We start from the raw sequence: 13581 nt of genomic DNA, 5'->3' as shown, positions 1-13581 counted from the left end.
GAAGATTATGTTTGATTTTAGCCACTATTACCCCTACACCGAATTAGTTTCTTTCCTGAAAAACCTAGCTTCATCCTATCCTAATTTAATTAGCCTCACCTCGATCGGTAAAAGCTACGAAAATCGAGATATCTGGTTAACTACCCTAACAAATCAAGCCACAGGCCCCTATTTAGAAAAACCTGCCTATTGGATTGATGCTAACACCCACGCGGGGGAAGTAACAGGCTCTGCCGTCGCTCTCTACACTATCGCTCATCTTTTGCGCCAATACGGTCATAATTCCCAAATTACCAGACTTCTTGACCATTACACTGTCTATATTTTGCCGCGATTAGCCGTGGATGGAGCGGAAAAATATCTCACCACTCCCTATATGTTACGATCGAGTATTCGCCCCTATCCCCACACGGATGAGAAACCGGGGCTATATCCTGAAGATATTAACGGCGATGGTTTAATCCTACAAATGCGCCAAAAAGACACCTGTGGCGCTTGGAAAATTTCCGAACAAGATCCTCGCATTATGGTGCGTCGCGAACCGGAGGAATTTGAGGGAACTTTTTACACTTTGCTCACCGAAGGTTTAATCCGCGATTACGATGGCTATAATTTTACCACTGCCCCCACCCTAGAGGGACTGGATTTTAACCGCAATTATCCCGTTTATTGGGTTCCTGAAGGGGAACAAAAGGGGGCCGGAGATTTTCCCTTTTCGGAGCCAGAAACCCGTGCGGAAGCCGAATTTTGGGCAAATAACACCAATATTAATGGCTTCGTTACCTATCATACCTATTCAGCAGTCATGTTGCGTCCCTATAGCACCCATCCCGATGAATATTTCCCCGTGGAAGACTTAGAAATGTATAAATATATTGCCGATAAGGGAAAAGCAATGACTGGTTATGAATGCGTTTCTGTCTATCACGATTTTCGTTATCATCCCAAAGAAGTGACTAACGGTGCCATGGATGATTACGGTTACGATCACTTTGGTTGGTATGGTTTTACGGTGGAGTTATGGGATGCACCCACCCAAGCAGGAGTGAAAAAAGATGATTATATTCAATGGTTTCGCTGGCATCCTTTTGAAGATGAATTGAAATTACAGCATTGGAATGATGAGAATTTGGCGGGAAAGGGTTTTATTAATTGGCAAAGTTTTGATCATCCCCAATTGGGAGAGGTGGAAATTGGCGGTTGGGACTTTAAAAATGTCTGGCAAAATGCCCCAGAAAAGTATTTACCAGATTTATGTGAAAAACAATGTCAGTTTACTATTGCCCATGCTTTAATGTCACCTCTTTTAGCTATCTCTCGTCTTGATCTTAAGTCGGAGGGAAATGGTATTTATCATATGGTTTTACAGTTAGAAAATCAGGGATTTTTACCCACTTATACCAGTAAAAAGGCACTGGAAAGAAAGATCGTTCGTCCCATTCAAGTCAAGTTAAATTTGGCCGATGAGGTGAGTTTAATAGTGGGAAAATTAGAGCAGGAAATCGGTCACTTAGAAGGGCGATCAAATAAAGTATATAGTAGCCTCGCTCACGGTTTAGATTATCGCTGTACGGTGGAATGGGTGATTAAGGGAGTTTCTGGTCAAGAAATCGAGGTTATCGCTATAGCTGAAAGAGCCGGGACAGTCAGACAAAAAGTGATTTTATAGAGCTATTTGGTTCGATAAAATTGTTAAATAAGTCTCGTGGGATTCCGTGGGTAAAACTCGCAATTTTTGGCTAAGAAGATCTGGTTCTAATCCCAAAGCTTCTAAAGGAATTACTCCTAATAAATTGTTTTGACCTCCGGGTAATTCCAAACATTCAAAAGTCCCTTCCCGTCCCGCAATAATCAAGGTAGCATCGCGAAAAATTCTCGCTTTTCCTATGCCTTTAGCCGTAGCCACATCTACTTCTTTTAAAAGCTGTAAACCCAAGCGGGAGATTACTTCTGGCACCAGACAAAGAGTGGTTGCTCCCGTATCCACCAAGACATTTTCTAGGGTAAGAGAGCGAATTTGATCGGGAGAGATTACAGCCGCTGCTGCTAAAATTTGATCGGCGCGATTGATAACTGTAATGCTGGTGTAGATTTTGCCCATATCTTCTGTAATAATTGCTGGATCAACCATAATACTACCCTCAATTCTACCCCTAAATTATACCAGAATAACTGCTAAAAAAATTGTCTAGTAATTTCAATTATTAATCCGGCCATCCGGCATAATTGCACCGCAGAAGTTAACTCCCATCAGATTAGCACTCATTAACTCGGCACCAGTTAGATTGGCATTACTTAAATCAGCACTGGTGAGATTTGCTCTAGCAAAGAAAGCATCGATTAAATCCGCTTCCCTAAGATTAACTCCTGAAAGATTAGCCTTTCTTAAGTCAGCATAATTCATTCTTGCCGCTTGAAAATTAGCTTGACTAAGATTAGCTCGATACGATCATTTTCTCAACATTTTTTATAGGCGGCAAACATTAATTTTTGCATTCTCTCCGCCTCTAGATGATTTTCTAGGCTATTAACCACCCGTCTTAAGGAATTATCTTCCTCGTTGTTGACAGCATTATTAACGGCGGTAAACCTAGGATTAACTGCTGGTTCTAATGGTGATAATTGGGTGTCATAGGCGGCAGCAATATCACTATATAATTTACTGATTTGCTCAATAATAACCGTGGCTACTCCCGCATAAACTTCAGGACGATTTAGGGTTTTAACTAATTTATAAACAGAAAAAGTTAATTGTTCCTTACTGGTTTTAATTTGCAGCAACTCCTCCAACAAGTCGGCTCTCCTAGGTTTGGTGGGTAAAATGTATTCTAAGATACATTTCTCAAGAGCGAGGGGGTGGAACGAACCACAAAGACACAAAGGACACAAAGATCGATCGATCATATTGTAAGTTAAACTGATCACACAGAACCTAGAAGAGCCACAAGTCTTCCATCGCCACACCGTCTAATACTAAATCCGTTGAGGATAGGTAACATATCAGGATAGGCAATAGGCAAAAGGCAAAAGTGGGGATAGATAATCAGAGTTTTTAATAACTGGATTTAGTCTAAAATATTAGGGTAATGATTCGGTAGTAGTGGCGTAGCTCTCTTGCTTACCTGGTATGAATTGTGTAAAATATTTATGAATAAAAATACTTGGAACCCGATCAGTCTTTAAACCTCTAGCTTGATCATGACTTTTCTGATAAATATCTTTTTCTGGCTTCTGTCTGGCTTACTGAAATATCAGTCTAGCACCGAACAAAATCCTCCCCCTAGTTCACCTCTATTCCCCTGTCCTAATTGTGGTTCTCATTATATGATTAAGAATGGTTCTATTCATAATGGAAAACCCAAACGTCAATGTAAAGAATGTGGTCGTCAGTTTGTGATCAATCCCACTAATAAAACCGTCTCTGACGAAACCAAACAATTAATTGATAAACTCTTGCTCGAACGAATTTCCTTGCGAGGAATTGCTAGAGTAACAGGGGTAAGTTGGTCATGGTTACAAAATTATGTCAACAATAAACTGGCGGCTGTCCCCGGTCAAATAAAGGTTTCGGACAAACCAAAAGGTAAATTGGTTATAGAATGTGATGAGATGTGGTCTTTTGTTTTTTCTAAGACGATAAAGGTTTATATTTGGCGGTTAATTGATAGAAATACAAGGGAAATTATTGGCTGCTATGCGCGGAGATAGGAGTCGTCAATCAGCCAAAAAACTTTGGGGCCAGTTTACCAGGCGTTTACCGACAATGTGCAGTTGCTTACACAGACTTTTGGGAGTCATATAAGACAGTAATTCCCAGTAAACGTCATCGACCAGTCGGGAAAGAAACTGGTCAAACTAATCCTATTGAAAGATTAAATAATACCTTTCGACAAAGGATTTCGGCCAATTCAAGTCTGAATTGCATCACTGTCTGATCTACCTTTATAGAATACCTCATTCGGGGTACGATAGTCAAGACATTTTCGAGGACGATTGTTAATCAAGTTTACGGCTCTTTCCACCTCCTCTGGCTTAACGATTTTAAAATTCGTTCCCTTGGGGAAAAATTGTCTTAACAGTCCATTGGTATGCTCGTTTAATCCCCTCTCCCACGAATGATAAGGAGTAGCAAAATAAAAATCTGCTCCTAGTTTCTGACTCAACTCTTGATGTCCACAAAATTCTTTGCCGTTGTCACAAGTAAAGGTTTTTCTTTTGTCAGGGTGAATCTCTTGAAAAAGTTTTTCTGTGACTCTATTGATTTCCGATGCGGTTTTGTTTTTGGCTAATCCTGCTACTAAAAATTTCGAGGCTTTATCTACATGAGTAACGAGAACTCCTAGATGATTGCGGCTCTTCGGGAATTGTTATGCAAATAATTAACTTAAAATAAAATTCGATGAGAGCAACTACGCTCAAAAGTAGCTGAAATTCATACAGGAAAGGACTTAAGGCACAAATAGGTTAATACCAAAAGATAGACAATCGAGTTAAGATTTGATATAATAGCCAAAAACGAGATTATTTTACTTATGATACTTGACAAATTTTTGAACCTACAAGGAACCTGTATTCAAGGCTATCGACACCTAGAAAATATCGGTATAGTTTTCCAAATCGAATCGAAAAATAAAAAAGCAGCCTGTCCTCGTTGTGGGTTAGAGAGCGATAAACTTCACCAAAATCATCGACATTTAGTCAAAGATTTACCGCTCTCAGGTCAACCAGTGTACCTACAAGTTAATCGTCGTCAATTTAAGTGCGGTAATTGTCAGAAACCCTTTAGCGAAGAGTTAGATTTTGTCGCCAAGAAACAAACCTATACGAAAAGACTAGCCGAGAATATACTCGAACAATTAAAAGAAGGAGATATTTTAAATGTTAGCCGAAGAAATGACGTAACGGAAGAAGAGATTCAAAGAATGATAGAGGACATAGCTGAAGAAATTACAGAGACAGACCTATCGAAATTAAAAAGACTAGGAATTGATGAAATCGCTCTAGTCAAAGGACAAAAAAATTACTGTGCGGTTTTAGTAAATTTAGATACGGGAAAACTAATAGCTATTCTAGAGAAGCGAACACAAGAAGAATTGAGGGAAACGCTTACAGGGTGGGGAAAAGAGGTGTTAGAGCAAATTGAAGAAGTCAGCATAGACCTTTGGTTGCCCTATAAAAATTTGGTGAAAGAATTGATGCCATCGGCCGAGGTAGTCGCCGATAGATTCCATGTAATGAAACAAATTAATCAAGAGTTAGACGAACAAAGAAAAGCAGAAAAAAGAGCCGTAGAAGCGCAGAGAAATAAAAAACAGAAAGCGGAAAAAGAAGCGAAGCTAGAAGTTTTAAAGCGAAGTAAATATAGCTTGTTAAAAAATGAAAAAGATTTAACGGAAACCCAAAAAATCAAACTAGAAGCTATCAAAGAAAATTTCCCAAATTTGAAAAAGATGCACGAGTTAAAGGAAGAATTTAGAAAGATTTATGAAACCTCAGAGAATCCGACAGAAGGACTGCTATCCATCTCGGACTGGTTGGCAAAATCCTCCAGTGTTTTTACCAAGAGTTGTCAAACAATCCGAAACTGGTTTGGAGAAATCATTAGTTATTTCGAGCGAAGGACAACTAATGGGGTGGTCGAGGGAATCAACAATAAACTTAAACTAATAAAACGGAGAGGCTATGGCTTTAGAAACTTTCGGAATTTTTGGGTTAGAAGTATGTTGTCTTGGCATCTTGTCTGTTGATTTAGCATAAAGGGTAACGAAGAGCCATGATTGCCTCCAATCATTGTGTCACTTTCCCAATGACCGATTTCAGTTTTCTGGTCAGCAATTACTGGTCGCTCGCTGATATCTACACGCCCTGGAATCCCTCCACGCTTACTTTTTGCTCCGCCTCGACTCTTTCTTTGACAAAGCCCCCGGCGTAAATATTTCTGGTACTCTCCACATCCGTGATAGTTCTGATAGATCATTTGATAGATGGTTTCGTGACTGAGAGATTCTTGACTGGCTCTTTTCAGACGACCTGCTATTTGTTCGGGACTATGATAATCTTTCAATCCTTCTTTGACCAACTCTAAGGCTGACTCGCTGACATTTTTAAAGGGTTGTTTGGCATTTTTTCGCCTTGTCTCGCTTTCAGCTTGTGCTGTGTCAGGTAGATAGCAGCCAAGAGAACTTTGATTCCTTTTTAATTCCCGTGATATTGTGCTTTGATGACATCCGAGCCAGACGGCCATTTGCCGTTGAGATAAATTTCCCTCCTGACTAAGTTGGTAGAGCAAGTTTCTTTGTTCTATGTTAAGATGTTGGTGGCTCATTTTGGGTCTGATTTGTTTTTGTTAATGATCAGACAGTACCTGATGAGCCTTTCTTTGTCAACTCTTGAGGTTGATGCGTTTCATTTTTGAATTGGCGTTCTCGCCTGGTGAGAGAGAGTCTATCTTTCTCTAAAAAAATGGAGAATCACGTTGGGGAACCCTTTGGTATTTTATCCATGACTACAATGCACAGCAAAGCAAAGGATTAAGCCGCCATCACTACTACCGAATCACCACCGGGTTTGAGAGGGTCACAAGCATTGTAGAATCGATCGTAATCTAGCTCTCTGTTTCCGCCCCAGTTCTCGCTCTGATTTTGATTCATAAATAACGCTTCTACAAAAATAGATTATCCGTATCATAGATCGACGCAACTTGATAGGGAACAAATATTTTTATTCTTGACGGAAATTTTATCCCCTAATTGCTAAAACGACTTTTTCTATTGCTTCTTTCATGACCTTCTCAAACAATCTTAACATTAGTTCTCTTGACAAACGCCTCATCATAGGATTGTTTTAATTTCACAGAACTACACAGCAGTGGAATTATTTCCCACCGATTATTTAAAGACTTTAAGGACTAAATCAGATAAATTGGGCTATTATCAAGCCCAGATGCCAGATAAATCAGTTTTAACTGCTTTATTTAGTTTTTTCTTCTTCAATCTCCCGCTGCATTTGGGCGATTTCTTCGGGAGTCATCGCTTCCAGACGTTTTTTAAAGACGGCATCTTCGTAATCCTTGCGCTGTTGGCCGTAGGTCATATTATCGGTGGCGACTCGAAACAGATAGGTAAAAATCCAACCGATGACACCACCCACCAACACCGCTTGACTCCAAATTCCCGCCGAAGCACTATCTAAACCGGTTTTTTGCAGGATAATGTAGAGGATGCCGCCCACAGCAAACATCCCTATACCGATCCCGATGACATCAATGCGTCTCATGGGTTTTTTTGGGTTGATAACTTAAGCTTTGAGGGTACGACGTTGGGGACGGAAGTTAAGGAAAGGACTTAACAACAGCATCCCGGGAAAGAAAAAGCTCATCAGAAAGTACATAAACCCTCTTTCCCAAGAAGATGCCACATACCAGCGCGTATTGAGGTAGTAGTAGATAACGGCGGGAATGACGAGCAAATACAAGACACTGAGAGATAGGTAGATCAGGGCGATGATAATGGTTTCTTGCGTCAGAATTGATTGCATAAGGATTGATTTTTATCAATGGCTGTCGGTGAACTGCAATTCACCTGCTGATTATTTTACCCTGTCTTTCCCCCTTTGCGGCGATCGAATTGGCGGACTAAAATAATTTACTGAAAATACTCTTGCCAATTAAATTATTTGTGATATGATAAAAAATTGTCGGTTAAATAACGGGGGCGTGGCGGAATGGTAGACGCTACGGACTTAAAATCCGTTGAGCCTTATAAGCTCGTGAGAGTTCGAGTCTCTCCGCCCCCATCGATCGAAGTCTATATTTAAACTGAGTATTGGGTATTTTAGTACAAATGCCCTACCCCCCAGGAAAAACTTTTTCAGCCAGCCCTATCTAAAATATCCAATAATTCTAGGGGATGGTGAATGAGATGATCGGGGTTAAATTGGGTGAGAATTTGAGGGGAATTAAAGCCCCAAGCGACGGCCACCACTTGCACTCGACTTTTTTGGGCAGCAGTAATATCTCTGGTTTCATCGCCGACATAAATCATTTCATCGGGACAGAATTTATTTTGTCGGATCAGGCGATCGATAATTTTGTGTTTGCCGAATAAAGGCGTTCCCGAACAGATAAAATCAAATAAATTTAAGAGTTGATTATTACCTAAAAATATGGTGACATTTTCTTTGGTATTAGAAGTGATTATTCCTAATCTATAGCCTCTTTCTTTAAGAGTAGCAAGGCAGGGATGCCAGCCATGAAAGGGTTTCAGGCAGTCAATTTGTTTATTTAATTCCCGTTTAACTCGATAGAGTAAAAAAGGGATTTTAACGGGAGAAACTTGGGATTGTTTAATAATTTCTTGGGAACTAAGGTTTTTTAGTCTGGCCAAATCTTCCTCATTGACGGGTTGATAACCAAAATTTTTAGCCAAACGATTGACAATCTCCACGAAAGTATCGTGGGTATCGGCGATAGTACCATCAAAATCGAACACTACTACTTTAATTGTCATCTTGTGGGGGGTGAGGGGAATGGGCTAAATTAGCTTGGGCATTACGTCGCCACTGCTGGGGTTTAATTCGACGTAGGGCTGACGAGATAAAACGACGATCCCACTCCTCTATAGTTAGATTAGCTAATTCCTCCAACTTTGGCGAGAGGTTTTCCGGACGAGGTTGAAAATCCTCCACGTCGGTAACTTGGGCAAAACGTTGATTCCAAGGACAGACATCTTGACAGATATCGCAGCCAGCGACCCAACCCTGTAAATTCTTGGCAATTTCTGTAGGCAAAGTTACAGCACGATTTTCGATGGTATGGTATGCAATACAGCGATTAGCATCCACCACAGAGGGACTAACTATTGCTTGGGTGGGACAAGCACTTAAACAACGGCTACAGGTGCCACAATGGGCGCTATGGGGTCGATCGGGTTCTAAAGGTAAATTAGTTAATATTTCCCCTAAAAAGACCCAACTGCCGTAATTACGGGTAATTAAGTTACCATTCTTGGCAATCCAGCCGATCCCTGCTCTTTGCGCCCAAACCTTATCCTGTACTGGTCCAGTGTCCACATAGTAACGGGTTTGAATTTGCTCCCCCTGACTTTCTAACCATTGACTGAGGGCTTTTAATTTTTTACTTAATACTTTGTGATAATCCCGTCCCCAAGCATAACGGGAAATTTTGCCATGGTTTTGTTCCTGACTGTGTTGCTGGGGGGTGTAGTAGTTAAGGGCGAGACAAATTAGCGATCGCACTTCCGGCCAAAGAGTTTTGATATCCTGTCGTTTCGGGTTAGTCATCCAATCCATATCAGCGTGATAACCCCGCTCTAACCAGCTTTTTAGATGGGATACCGCCAAGTCTTGACTATCCACAGAAGCAATACCGACCCCATGGAAACCTAACTCTAGCGCTTTTTCTTTGATCTGTGTTTCTGTCACCATAGAAATATCTTAAGTCAAGTATTTGTAACAATTATTTACAATGATCAATTTATTGAGCCAAATCCCAGGCTCAACAGTTAGAAACCATGATCAACGAAGAAACTGTGGTTCCCGTCCCCGCTATATCGTCCTCATACTAAATCCAGTTATTAAAAACTGATTATTTATTCTCCGTTTTGCCTTTTGCATGAGTAGAAAACGGGTTTCTCGGAGAAACCCGTTTTCTGTGCGTTACTCAACGGATTTAGTATAACTATTGACTTGATCAATTAACACCCGTCCCTAAAATGACTTGTACTTTGCTAGTACAATTATAGTAAAATAAGAAAGATTAAAACAAATAACCATGTCTCAACCGATTACCATCGAAGATATCTATAAACTTTTTGAGAAAACTAACGAAAAGTTTGAACAATCACGCCAAGAATACGATCGCCGGGCTGCCGAAGCCAAGGACGAAGCCGATCGCCGGGCTGCCGAAGCCGATCGCCGGGCTGCCGAAGCCGATCGCCGGGCCGCTGAATACGATCGCCGGGCTGCTGAAGCCAAGGCCGAAGCCGATCGCCGGGCCGCTGAATACGATCGCCGGGCCGCTGAAGCTAAGGCCGAAGCAGATCGCCGTTTGGCCGAGCTAGAGAAAACAGTGACTAATACCAGTCGTGCTGTGGATAGTTTAACCACTCGCTGGGGAAGATTTGTCGAGGAATTAGTCGAACCTGCTGTTATTGGCCTATTTCGTAGCAAAGGTATCGATGTTAAAGAAACCTACAGTCGTGCCAGGGTAAAACGGCAAGGAATAGCCATGGAGATTGACATTTTAGCCGTCGATGAAACCGAGGTAGTTTTAGTAGAATGTAAGTCTCGTTTATCGAAAGATGATGTCAACGATTTTTTAGAAAAATTAAGTCGATTTAAACAAGCATTTCCCCATTATAAGAACTATCAGGCTTATGGTGCAGTGGCAGGAATAGAAATAGACGAAGGAGTAGATCGTTATGCCTATAAACAGGGTTTATTTGTGATTAAACCATCGGGAGACACGGTAGAAATTATTAATGATTCTGGTTTCGAGCCTAAATTATGGTAGGAGAAAGATGGGTCTTTCATCTGGCAAAGTATTGGCAGCAGGTTTAATTTTTCCAACTTAGGACTAGACTAACCTATGGATACGATGCAGAATTAGTATTCATATCTTGCTTCAGTAACCTCTTACCTAACTAATTTTTGAGGATGCAAAAACGGCAAAAATGAACTACCCCGCCGCAAGCGGACGGGGTATCAGAATCAAAATAGACTCAATTGCAGATTTTGGTGTAGCTGCAGGTATTTTTTATCTTGTTCTTTTACATATCTCGCTATCATACCTTCATCCCCATGCTTTCCTACCGTACTTGCGTAATATCCATCACTCCAAAACTCTCCTCCCCACAACTGCTTTTTCACTTGAGGACACTTTTTGAAAATTTCTCTCGCCTTTATACTTTTAATCATTGTCACTATCCTTGTCACACCATAGGTCGGTACTGATTGCACCAGAAAATGCACAGGATCTTTATCCACTCCAATTTCTACAAACTTGATCTCCTATCGTTTTTCCATCTCTAGACAGACTTCTTTCAACAAGCTATCTACCTGTTCGTCGAAAACGGCTTTAGGATATTTGGCTGGGAACACTAAATGACATAGTAAAACACTTACATTATGGCTCTTATGGATGTATTCACTCATTTTTCTATTATACGCCGCGAGCGGCGGGGAATTAGACCAGAAGAGATTAAACGTCATCTAGCGACGGATAGTCTTGGGTTTCCGTTTTTCGCTCATTGTATTCCCGCCAACCTATCTGATGACCAAGTATTGATTGAGTTGTTAACTCGAGGTATTGACTATTTCAAGTTAAAACCGTCGGAACTGCCTAAGATGACTATTCTTCTAGCCCACATTCCGCACCCTAGTCGTTGAAATCAACAGTTGCTCTAGCTCTTGTATAGTAAGACTTTTAGCGATTACTAAGAATTATTAAGTGTCACACCCTAGTCAGCGATCGCTGGCTTAATGAGAGTTTATCTCAATAATTTGGTATTAGAGCTATCAGATTTTTAGGGCTAATTGTGCATCTGCTGGGCAAACAAATTAGCCTGTAATTCAGAGCCGGCAATCGTTTTGACGATTTAGATAAAATTTTCAATTTGATACTTTATTTACAAGAATATTGAATTATCCCGTCTTTTTTTGTGGATTGAGAGTTCCATTTTGGACACCAGGCATTTAGATTTACAACAAAAGAACCTCTCCGCCATGTGGGTGGAGCGTTCATAGACCTCTTATCTATCTCTGTAAGAGTGTTTTCTATTGTAGGTAGGGCTTTTTGTGCATCTTGTTCCGTATAAAATAGCAAAACACTTCTAAAACTTCCTCGACGAAGAAATAAAGCTGCTTTTGACTTGTACGGTCTAAAGGATGGAGGTATTTTTGACTGATCAGAGTCATTAAACCTGAGAATTTCACGTCGAGCATCCTCAAACTCAGCATCTGAACCATATACTAACCCCCATTTAGGTAAAGACTGAGAAGAAACAGCTGTAATGTGAAAAGCCAAATATGACACCGTTAAAAACGAACGAAACACTCTTTTCATTAACATACCTCAAAAAGGAAAAAAAGCAGAATTAAAAACTGGAATATTTTTGGACTCAAGCAAGTTTTTTTAATTTTCTTCTCCTGTGTCTATAGCGTAGTATGTACTAAACCGACTAATAGGAATTTTGTTCATTCCTCTATTGCCAAATAACAATATAGGACTAGGGGGTGTCAAGTTACTGTCTGGACAAATTGCCGGACTGGATCGTTCATTAATGCGAACCCTATAGCTATTATCTGGAAACTTTTTACTTTGATCTTTTTTGAATGATTTTATTAAGTTTAAGTCAGATGAAATCAGAAGAGTTCGTTTCTCTAAATAATCATGGCCTGGACAAATATTTACCTCGTTCACAGTATTAAGATTCGTTAATTTGAGATTTTTTGTGTTGTTAATATGCACTGGAAATATACTGTCGGAAATAGAACATAAGCCATTTTGATAGGCACATTCATTTCTAATTTTAACAAGAATAGGGTGAAGTACATTGCCTTCATCATTTTTGTCATTTCCTTTAATGATTTCAAACTCGTTACTAAGATTAATTTTGCCCGCGAATATCCTAGTATTACCTCCATTTTCATTTACTGAGCTTTTAGGAACTAAATAAATGTAAGTAGGATCATTTGTCCCTTTGTCAATACTCAGCTCAGTGTCTCTTCGCTGTAACTCTTTATATAAGGCAAAGTAAGCGAATCCTGAGAATAGAGTAAAAACAGCAACTGCTCCAGTTAACTGAGCTACTATTTTTACTCTGGGTGAAGTAAAAACACCATCGAGCTTATTTTGTACAGTATCTGTTTCCATAACTCCAAAAAGAAATGATGTGACAGCCGCACCAAAAGGTAAGGAAACAACTAGAGGAGGCCAATAATAATAGAAAAGAAGTAGTCCTAAAGAGAAAGTTCCCAGAGAACCAAACAGATAAGATAGCATTTTCAAAGATAGAAAATATTTTTCCTTCTTATCTTCAGAATCTGAAGATAATGGGGGTTGCTCCATGTTATTATTTTGCATGATTTAGAGTTTCCTGTTACTTGCTATCATTTGATCGGGTTACACAAATCGACTAAATCCTTATCCAGCAAGAGAATTAATTGATTGGTTCGTTCTAGCTCCCTGAGTGTCATCCCTTTGAACCCAATTTTAGATTAACTTTTGGCTTTCTTCACCTTGACAATCATTAAAAATGTCTTAAGAAGCAGTTGAGGATTAAGGGAGATTCTCATCGGGACTCTTCTGGTTTCTATGTGGAAACGGGGTCTGCACTGATAGTTTCTTCAGCAAAATAGTCCTAAAAGTCTTTCCCAGTAGACATTTCACGATTCTATTCTATAAGCAAAAATTATCACACAAAATCGAGAAGAGCCGGATGCACCCGACGTTTTGTCCTAAAATTGCCAATACCCAGTTTCAATGCACGAGAACCTAATAGCTAAAAACTGGCTCCAGTTTTTGACCGGGATAGCACAGCTTGATCGCAGTGGATCGTAAAA

At 40.1% G+C, this 13581-nt stretch carries 11 protein-coding genes, 1 tRNA gene and 5 pseudogenes; 5 read left to right on the top strand and 12 right to left on the bottom strand.

Annotation, left to right across the window (positions count from 1 at the left end):
- The first annotated feature begins 7 nt into the window (after positions 1–7).
- On the top strand, positions 8–1669 hold the full coding sequence (locus tag ACQY1X_RS12790) for a M14 family metallopeptidase (RefSeq protein WP_430014760.1): 1662 nt from the start codon (positions 8–10) through the stop codon (positions 1667–1669).
- Here the strand turns inward: ACQY1X_RS12790 and ACQY1X_RS12785 are convergent.
- The 3 genes and pseudogenes from ACQY1X_RS12785 to ACQY1X_RS12775 all read right to left on the bottom strand — a co-directional run bounded on the left by ACQY1X_RS12785 (position 1664) and on the right by ACQY1X_RS12775 (position 2904).
- Complete coding sequence (locus ACQY1X_RS12785) at positions 1664–2131, bottom strand: retroviral-like aspartic protease family protein (protein WP_069475210.1); 468 nt, start codon at positions 2129–2131, stop codon at positions 1664–1666. The genes ACQY1X_RS12790 and ACQY1X_RS12785 overlap by 6 nt on opposite strands.
- A 66-nt stretch (positions 2132–2197) precedes the next feature.
- Positions 2198–2443: pseudogene (locus ACQY1X_RS12780) on the bottom strand (pentapeptide repeat-containing protein); the annotation flags it as partial.
- A gap of 14 nt (positions 2444–2457) precedes the next feature.
- Positions 2458–2904, bottom strand: coding sequence for a hypothetical protein (locus ACQY1X_RS12775; RefSeq protein WP_430014718.1), 447 nt, complete (start codon positions 2902–2904; stop codon positions 2458–2460).
- A 420-nt stretch (positions 2905–3324) separates the two neighbouring features.
- Between ACQY1X_RS12775 and ACQY1X_RS12770 the strand changes: the two are divergent.
- Positions 3325–3902: pseudogene (locus ACQY1X_RS12770) on the top strand (IS1 family transposase); the annotation flags it as partial.
- A gap of 6 nt (positions 3903–3908) precedes the next feature.
- Here ACQY1X_RS12770 and ACQY1X_RS12765 read toward each other — a convergent pair.
- Positions 3909–4349, bottom strand: a pseudogene (locus ACQY1X_RS12765) (IS30-like element ISMae39 family transposase); the annotation flags it as partial.
- Between the two features lie 183 nt (positions 4350–4532).
- Between ACQY1X_RS12765 and ACQY1X_RS12760 the strand changes: the two are divergent.
- The gene (locus ACQY1X_RS12760) at positions 4533–5747 is read left to right on the top strand and encodes an ISL3 family transposase (protein WP_430012873.1); all 1215 of its coding nucleotides are present in this window, start codon (positions 4533–4535) and stop codon (positions 5745–5747) included.
- Positions 5748–5773: 26 nt separating this feature from the next.
- Here ACQY1X_RS12760 and ACQY1X_RS12755 read toward each other — a convergent pair.
- The 3 genes and pseudogenes from ACQY1X_RS12755 to ndhL form a co-directional block, all read right to left on the bottom strand.
- A pseudogene (locus tag ACQY1X_RS12755) lies at positions 5774–6325 on the bottom strand (IS30-like element ISMae39 family transposase); the annotation flags it as partial.
- Positions 6326–6969: 644 nt separating this feature from the next.
- Positions 6970–7275: a DUF3007 family protein gene (locus tag ACQY1X_RS12750; RefSeq protein ID WP_002733819.1), complete on the bottom strand. Its 306-nt coding sequence runs from the start codon at positions 7273–7275 to the stop codon at positions 6970–6972.
- Positions 7276–7296: 21 nt separating this feature from the next.
- Positions 7297–7536 carry an NAD(P)H-quinone oxidoreductase subunit L gene (ndhL, locus tag ACQY1X_RS12745; protein WP_002732218.1) on the bottom strand — a complete coding sequence of 80 codons (240 nt, stop codon included), beginning with the start codon at positions 7534–7536 and terminating at the stop codon, positions 7297–7299.
- Between the two features lie 172 nt (positions 7537–7708).
- Between ndhL and ACQY1X_RS12740 the strand changes: the two genes are divergently transcribed.
- Positions 7709–7794 (top strand) — tRNA-Leu (locus ACQY1X_RS12740).
- 74 nt (positions 7795–7868) lie between these two features.
- Here ACQY1X_RS12740 and ACQY1X_RS12735 read toward each other — a convergent pair.
- Positions 7869–8507, bottom strand: coding sequence for an HAD-IA family hydrolase (locus ACQY1X_RS12735; protein WP_016516729.1), 639 nt, complete (start codon positions 8505–8507; stop codon positions 7869–7871).
- The gene (gene queG / locus ACQY1X_RS12730; protein WP_430012872.1) at positions 8497–9444 is read right to left on the bottom strand and encodes a tRNA epoxyqueuosine(34) reductase QueG; all 948 of its coding nucleotides are present in this window, start codon (positions 9442–9444) and stop codon (positions 8497–8499) included. The genes ACQY1X_RS12735 and queG overlap by 11 nt, the downstream gene beginning before the upstream one ends.
- Positions 9445–9790: 346 nt before the next feature.
- On the opposite strand from queG, the gene ACQY1X_RS12725 reads away from it, so the two are divergent.
- Entirely contained in the window at positions 9791–10531 is a 741-nt protein-coding gene (locus ACQY1X_RS12725; RefSeq protein WP_430012871.1) for a DUF3782 domain-containing protein, read from the top strand.
- A gap of 197 nt (positions 10532–10728) precedes the next feature.
- On the opposite strand, the pseudogene tnpA reads toward ACQY1X_RS12725, so the two are convergent.
- From tnpA to ACQY1X_RS12710, 3 genes and pseudogenes are all read right to left on the bottom strand, one after another.
- Positions 10729–11172, bottom strand: a pseudogene (gene tnpA, locus ACQY1X_RS12720) (IS200/IS605 family transposase).
- 469 nt (positions 11173–11641) lie between these two features.
- Positions 11642–12082, bottom strand: coding sequence for a hypothetical protein (locus tag ACQY1X_RS12715; RefSeq protein WP_430012870.1), 441 nt, complete (start codon positions 12080–12082; stop codon positions 11642–11644).
- Positions 12083–12151: 69 nt separating this feature from the next.
- Positions 12152–13102 (bottom strand): hypothetical protein, encoded by a 951-nt coding sequence (locus ACQY1X_RS12710; protein ID WP_430012869.1) that lies wholly within the window; start codon positions 13100–13102, stop codon positions 12152–12154.
- Positions 13103–13581 lie beyond the last annotated feature (479 nt).

This window comes from Microcystis protocystis FBCC-A270 (assembly GCF_050500235.1).
Lineage (GTDB): Bacteria > Cyanobacteriota > Cyanobacteriia > Cyanobacteriales > Microcystaceae > Microcystis > Microcystis ichthyoblabe_A.
Note: the sequence above shows the minus strand (reverse complement) of the source record. Positions and strands in the feature narration are given on the sequence as shown.

Coding starts and splice junctions, on each gene's coding strand:
- ACQY1X_RS12790 (WP_430014760.1), top strand. CDS start 8: ATGTTTGATTTTAGCCACTATTACCCCTACACCGAATTAGTTTCTTTC.
- ACQY1X_RS12785 (WP_069475210.1), bottom strand. CDS start 2,131: ATGGTTGATCCAGCAATTATTACAGAAGATATGGGCAAAATCTACACC.
- ACQY1X_RS12760 (WP_430012873.1), top strand. CDS start 4,533: ATGATACTTGACAAATTTTTGAACCTACAAGGAACCTGTATTCAAGGC.
- ACQY1X_RS12775 (WP_430014718.1), bottom strand. CDS start 2,904: ATGATCGATCGATCTTTGTGTCCTTTGTGTCTTTGTGGTTCGTTCCAC.
- ACQY1X_RS12725 (WP_430012871.1), top strand. CDS start 9,791: ATGTCTCAACCGATTACCATCGAAGATATCTATAAACTTTTTGAGAAA.
- ACQY1X_RS12710 (WP_430012869.1), bottom strand. CDS start 13,102: ATGCAAAATAATAACATGGAGCAACCCCCATTATCTTCAGATTCTGAA.
- ACQY1X_RS12735 (WP_016516729.1), bottom strand. CDS start 8,507: ATGACAATTAAAGTAGTAGTGTTCGATTTTGATGGTACTATCGCCGAT.
- ACQY1X_RS12750 (WP_002733819.1), bottom strand. CDS start 7,275: ATGAGACGCATTGATGTCATCGGGATCGGTATAGGGATGTTTGCTGTG.
- ACQY1X_RS12715 (WP_430012870.1), bottom strand. CDS start 12,082: ATGAAAAGAGTGTTTCGTTCGTTTTTAACGGTGTCATATTTGGCTTTT.
- ndhL (WP_002732218.1), bottom strand. CDS start 7,536: ATGCAATCAATTCTGACGCAAGAAACCATTATCATCGCCCTGATCTAC.
- queG (WP_430012872.1), bottom strand. CDS start 9,444: ATGGTGACAGAAACACAGATCAAAGAAAAAGCGCTAGAGTTAGGTTTC.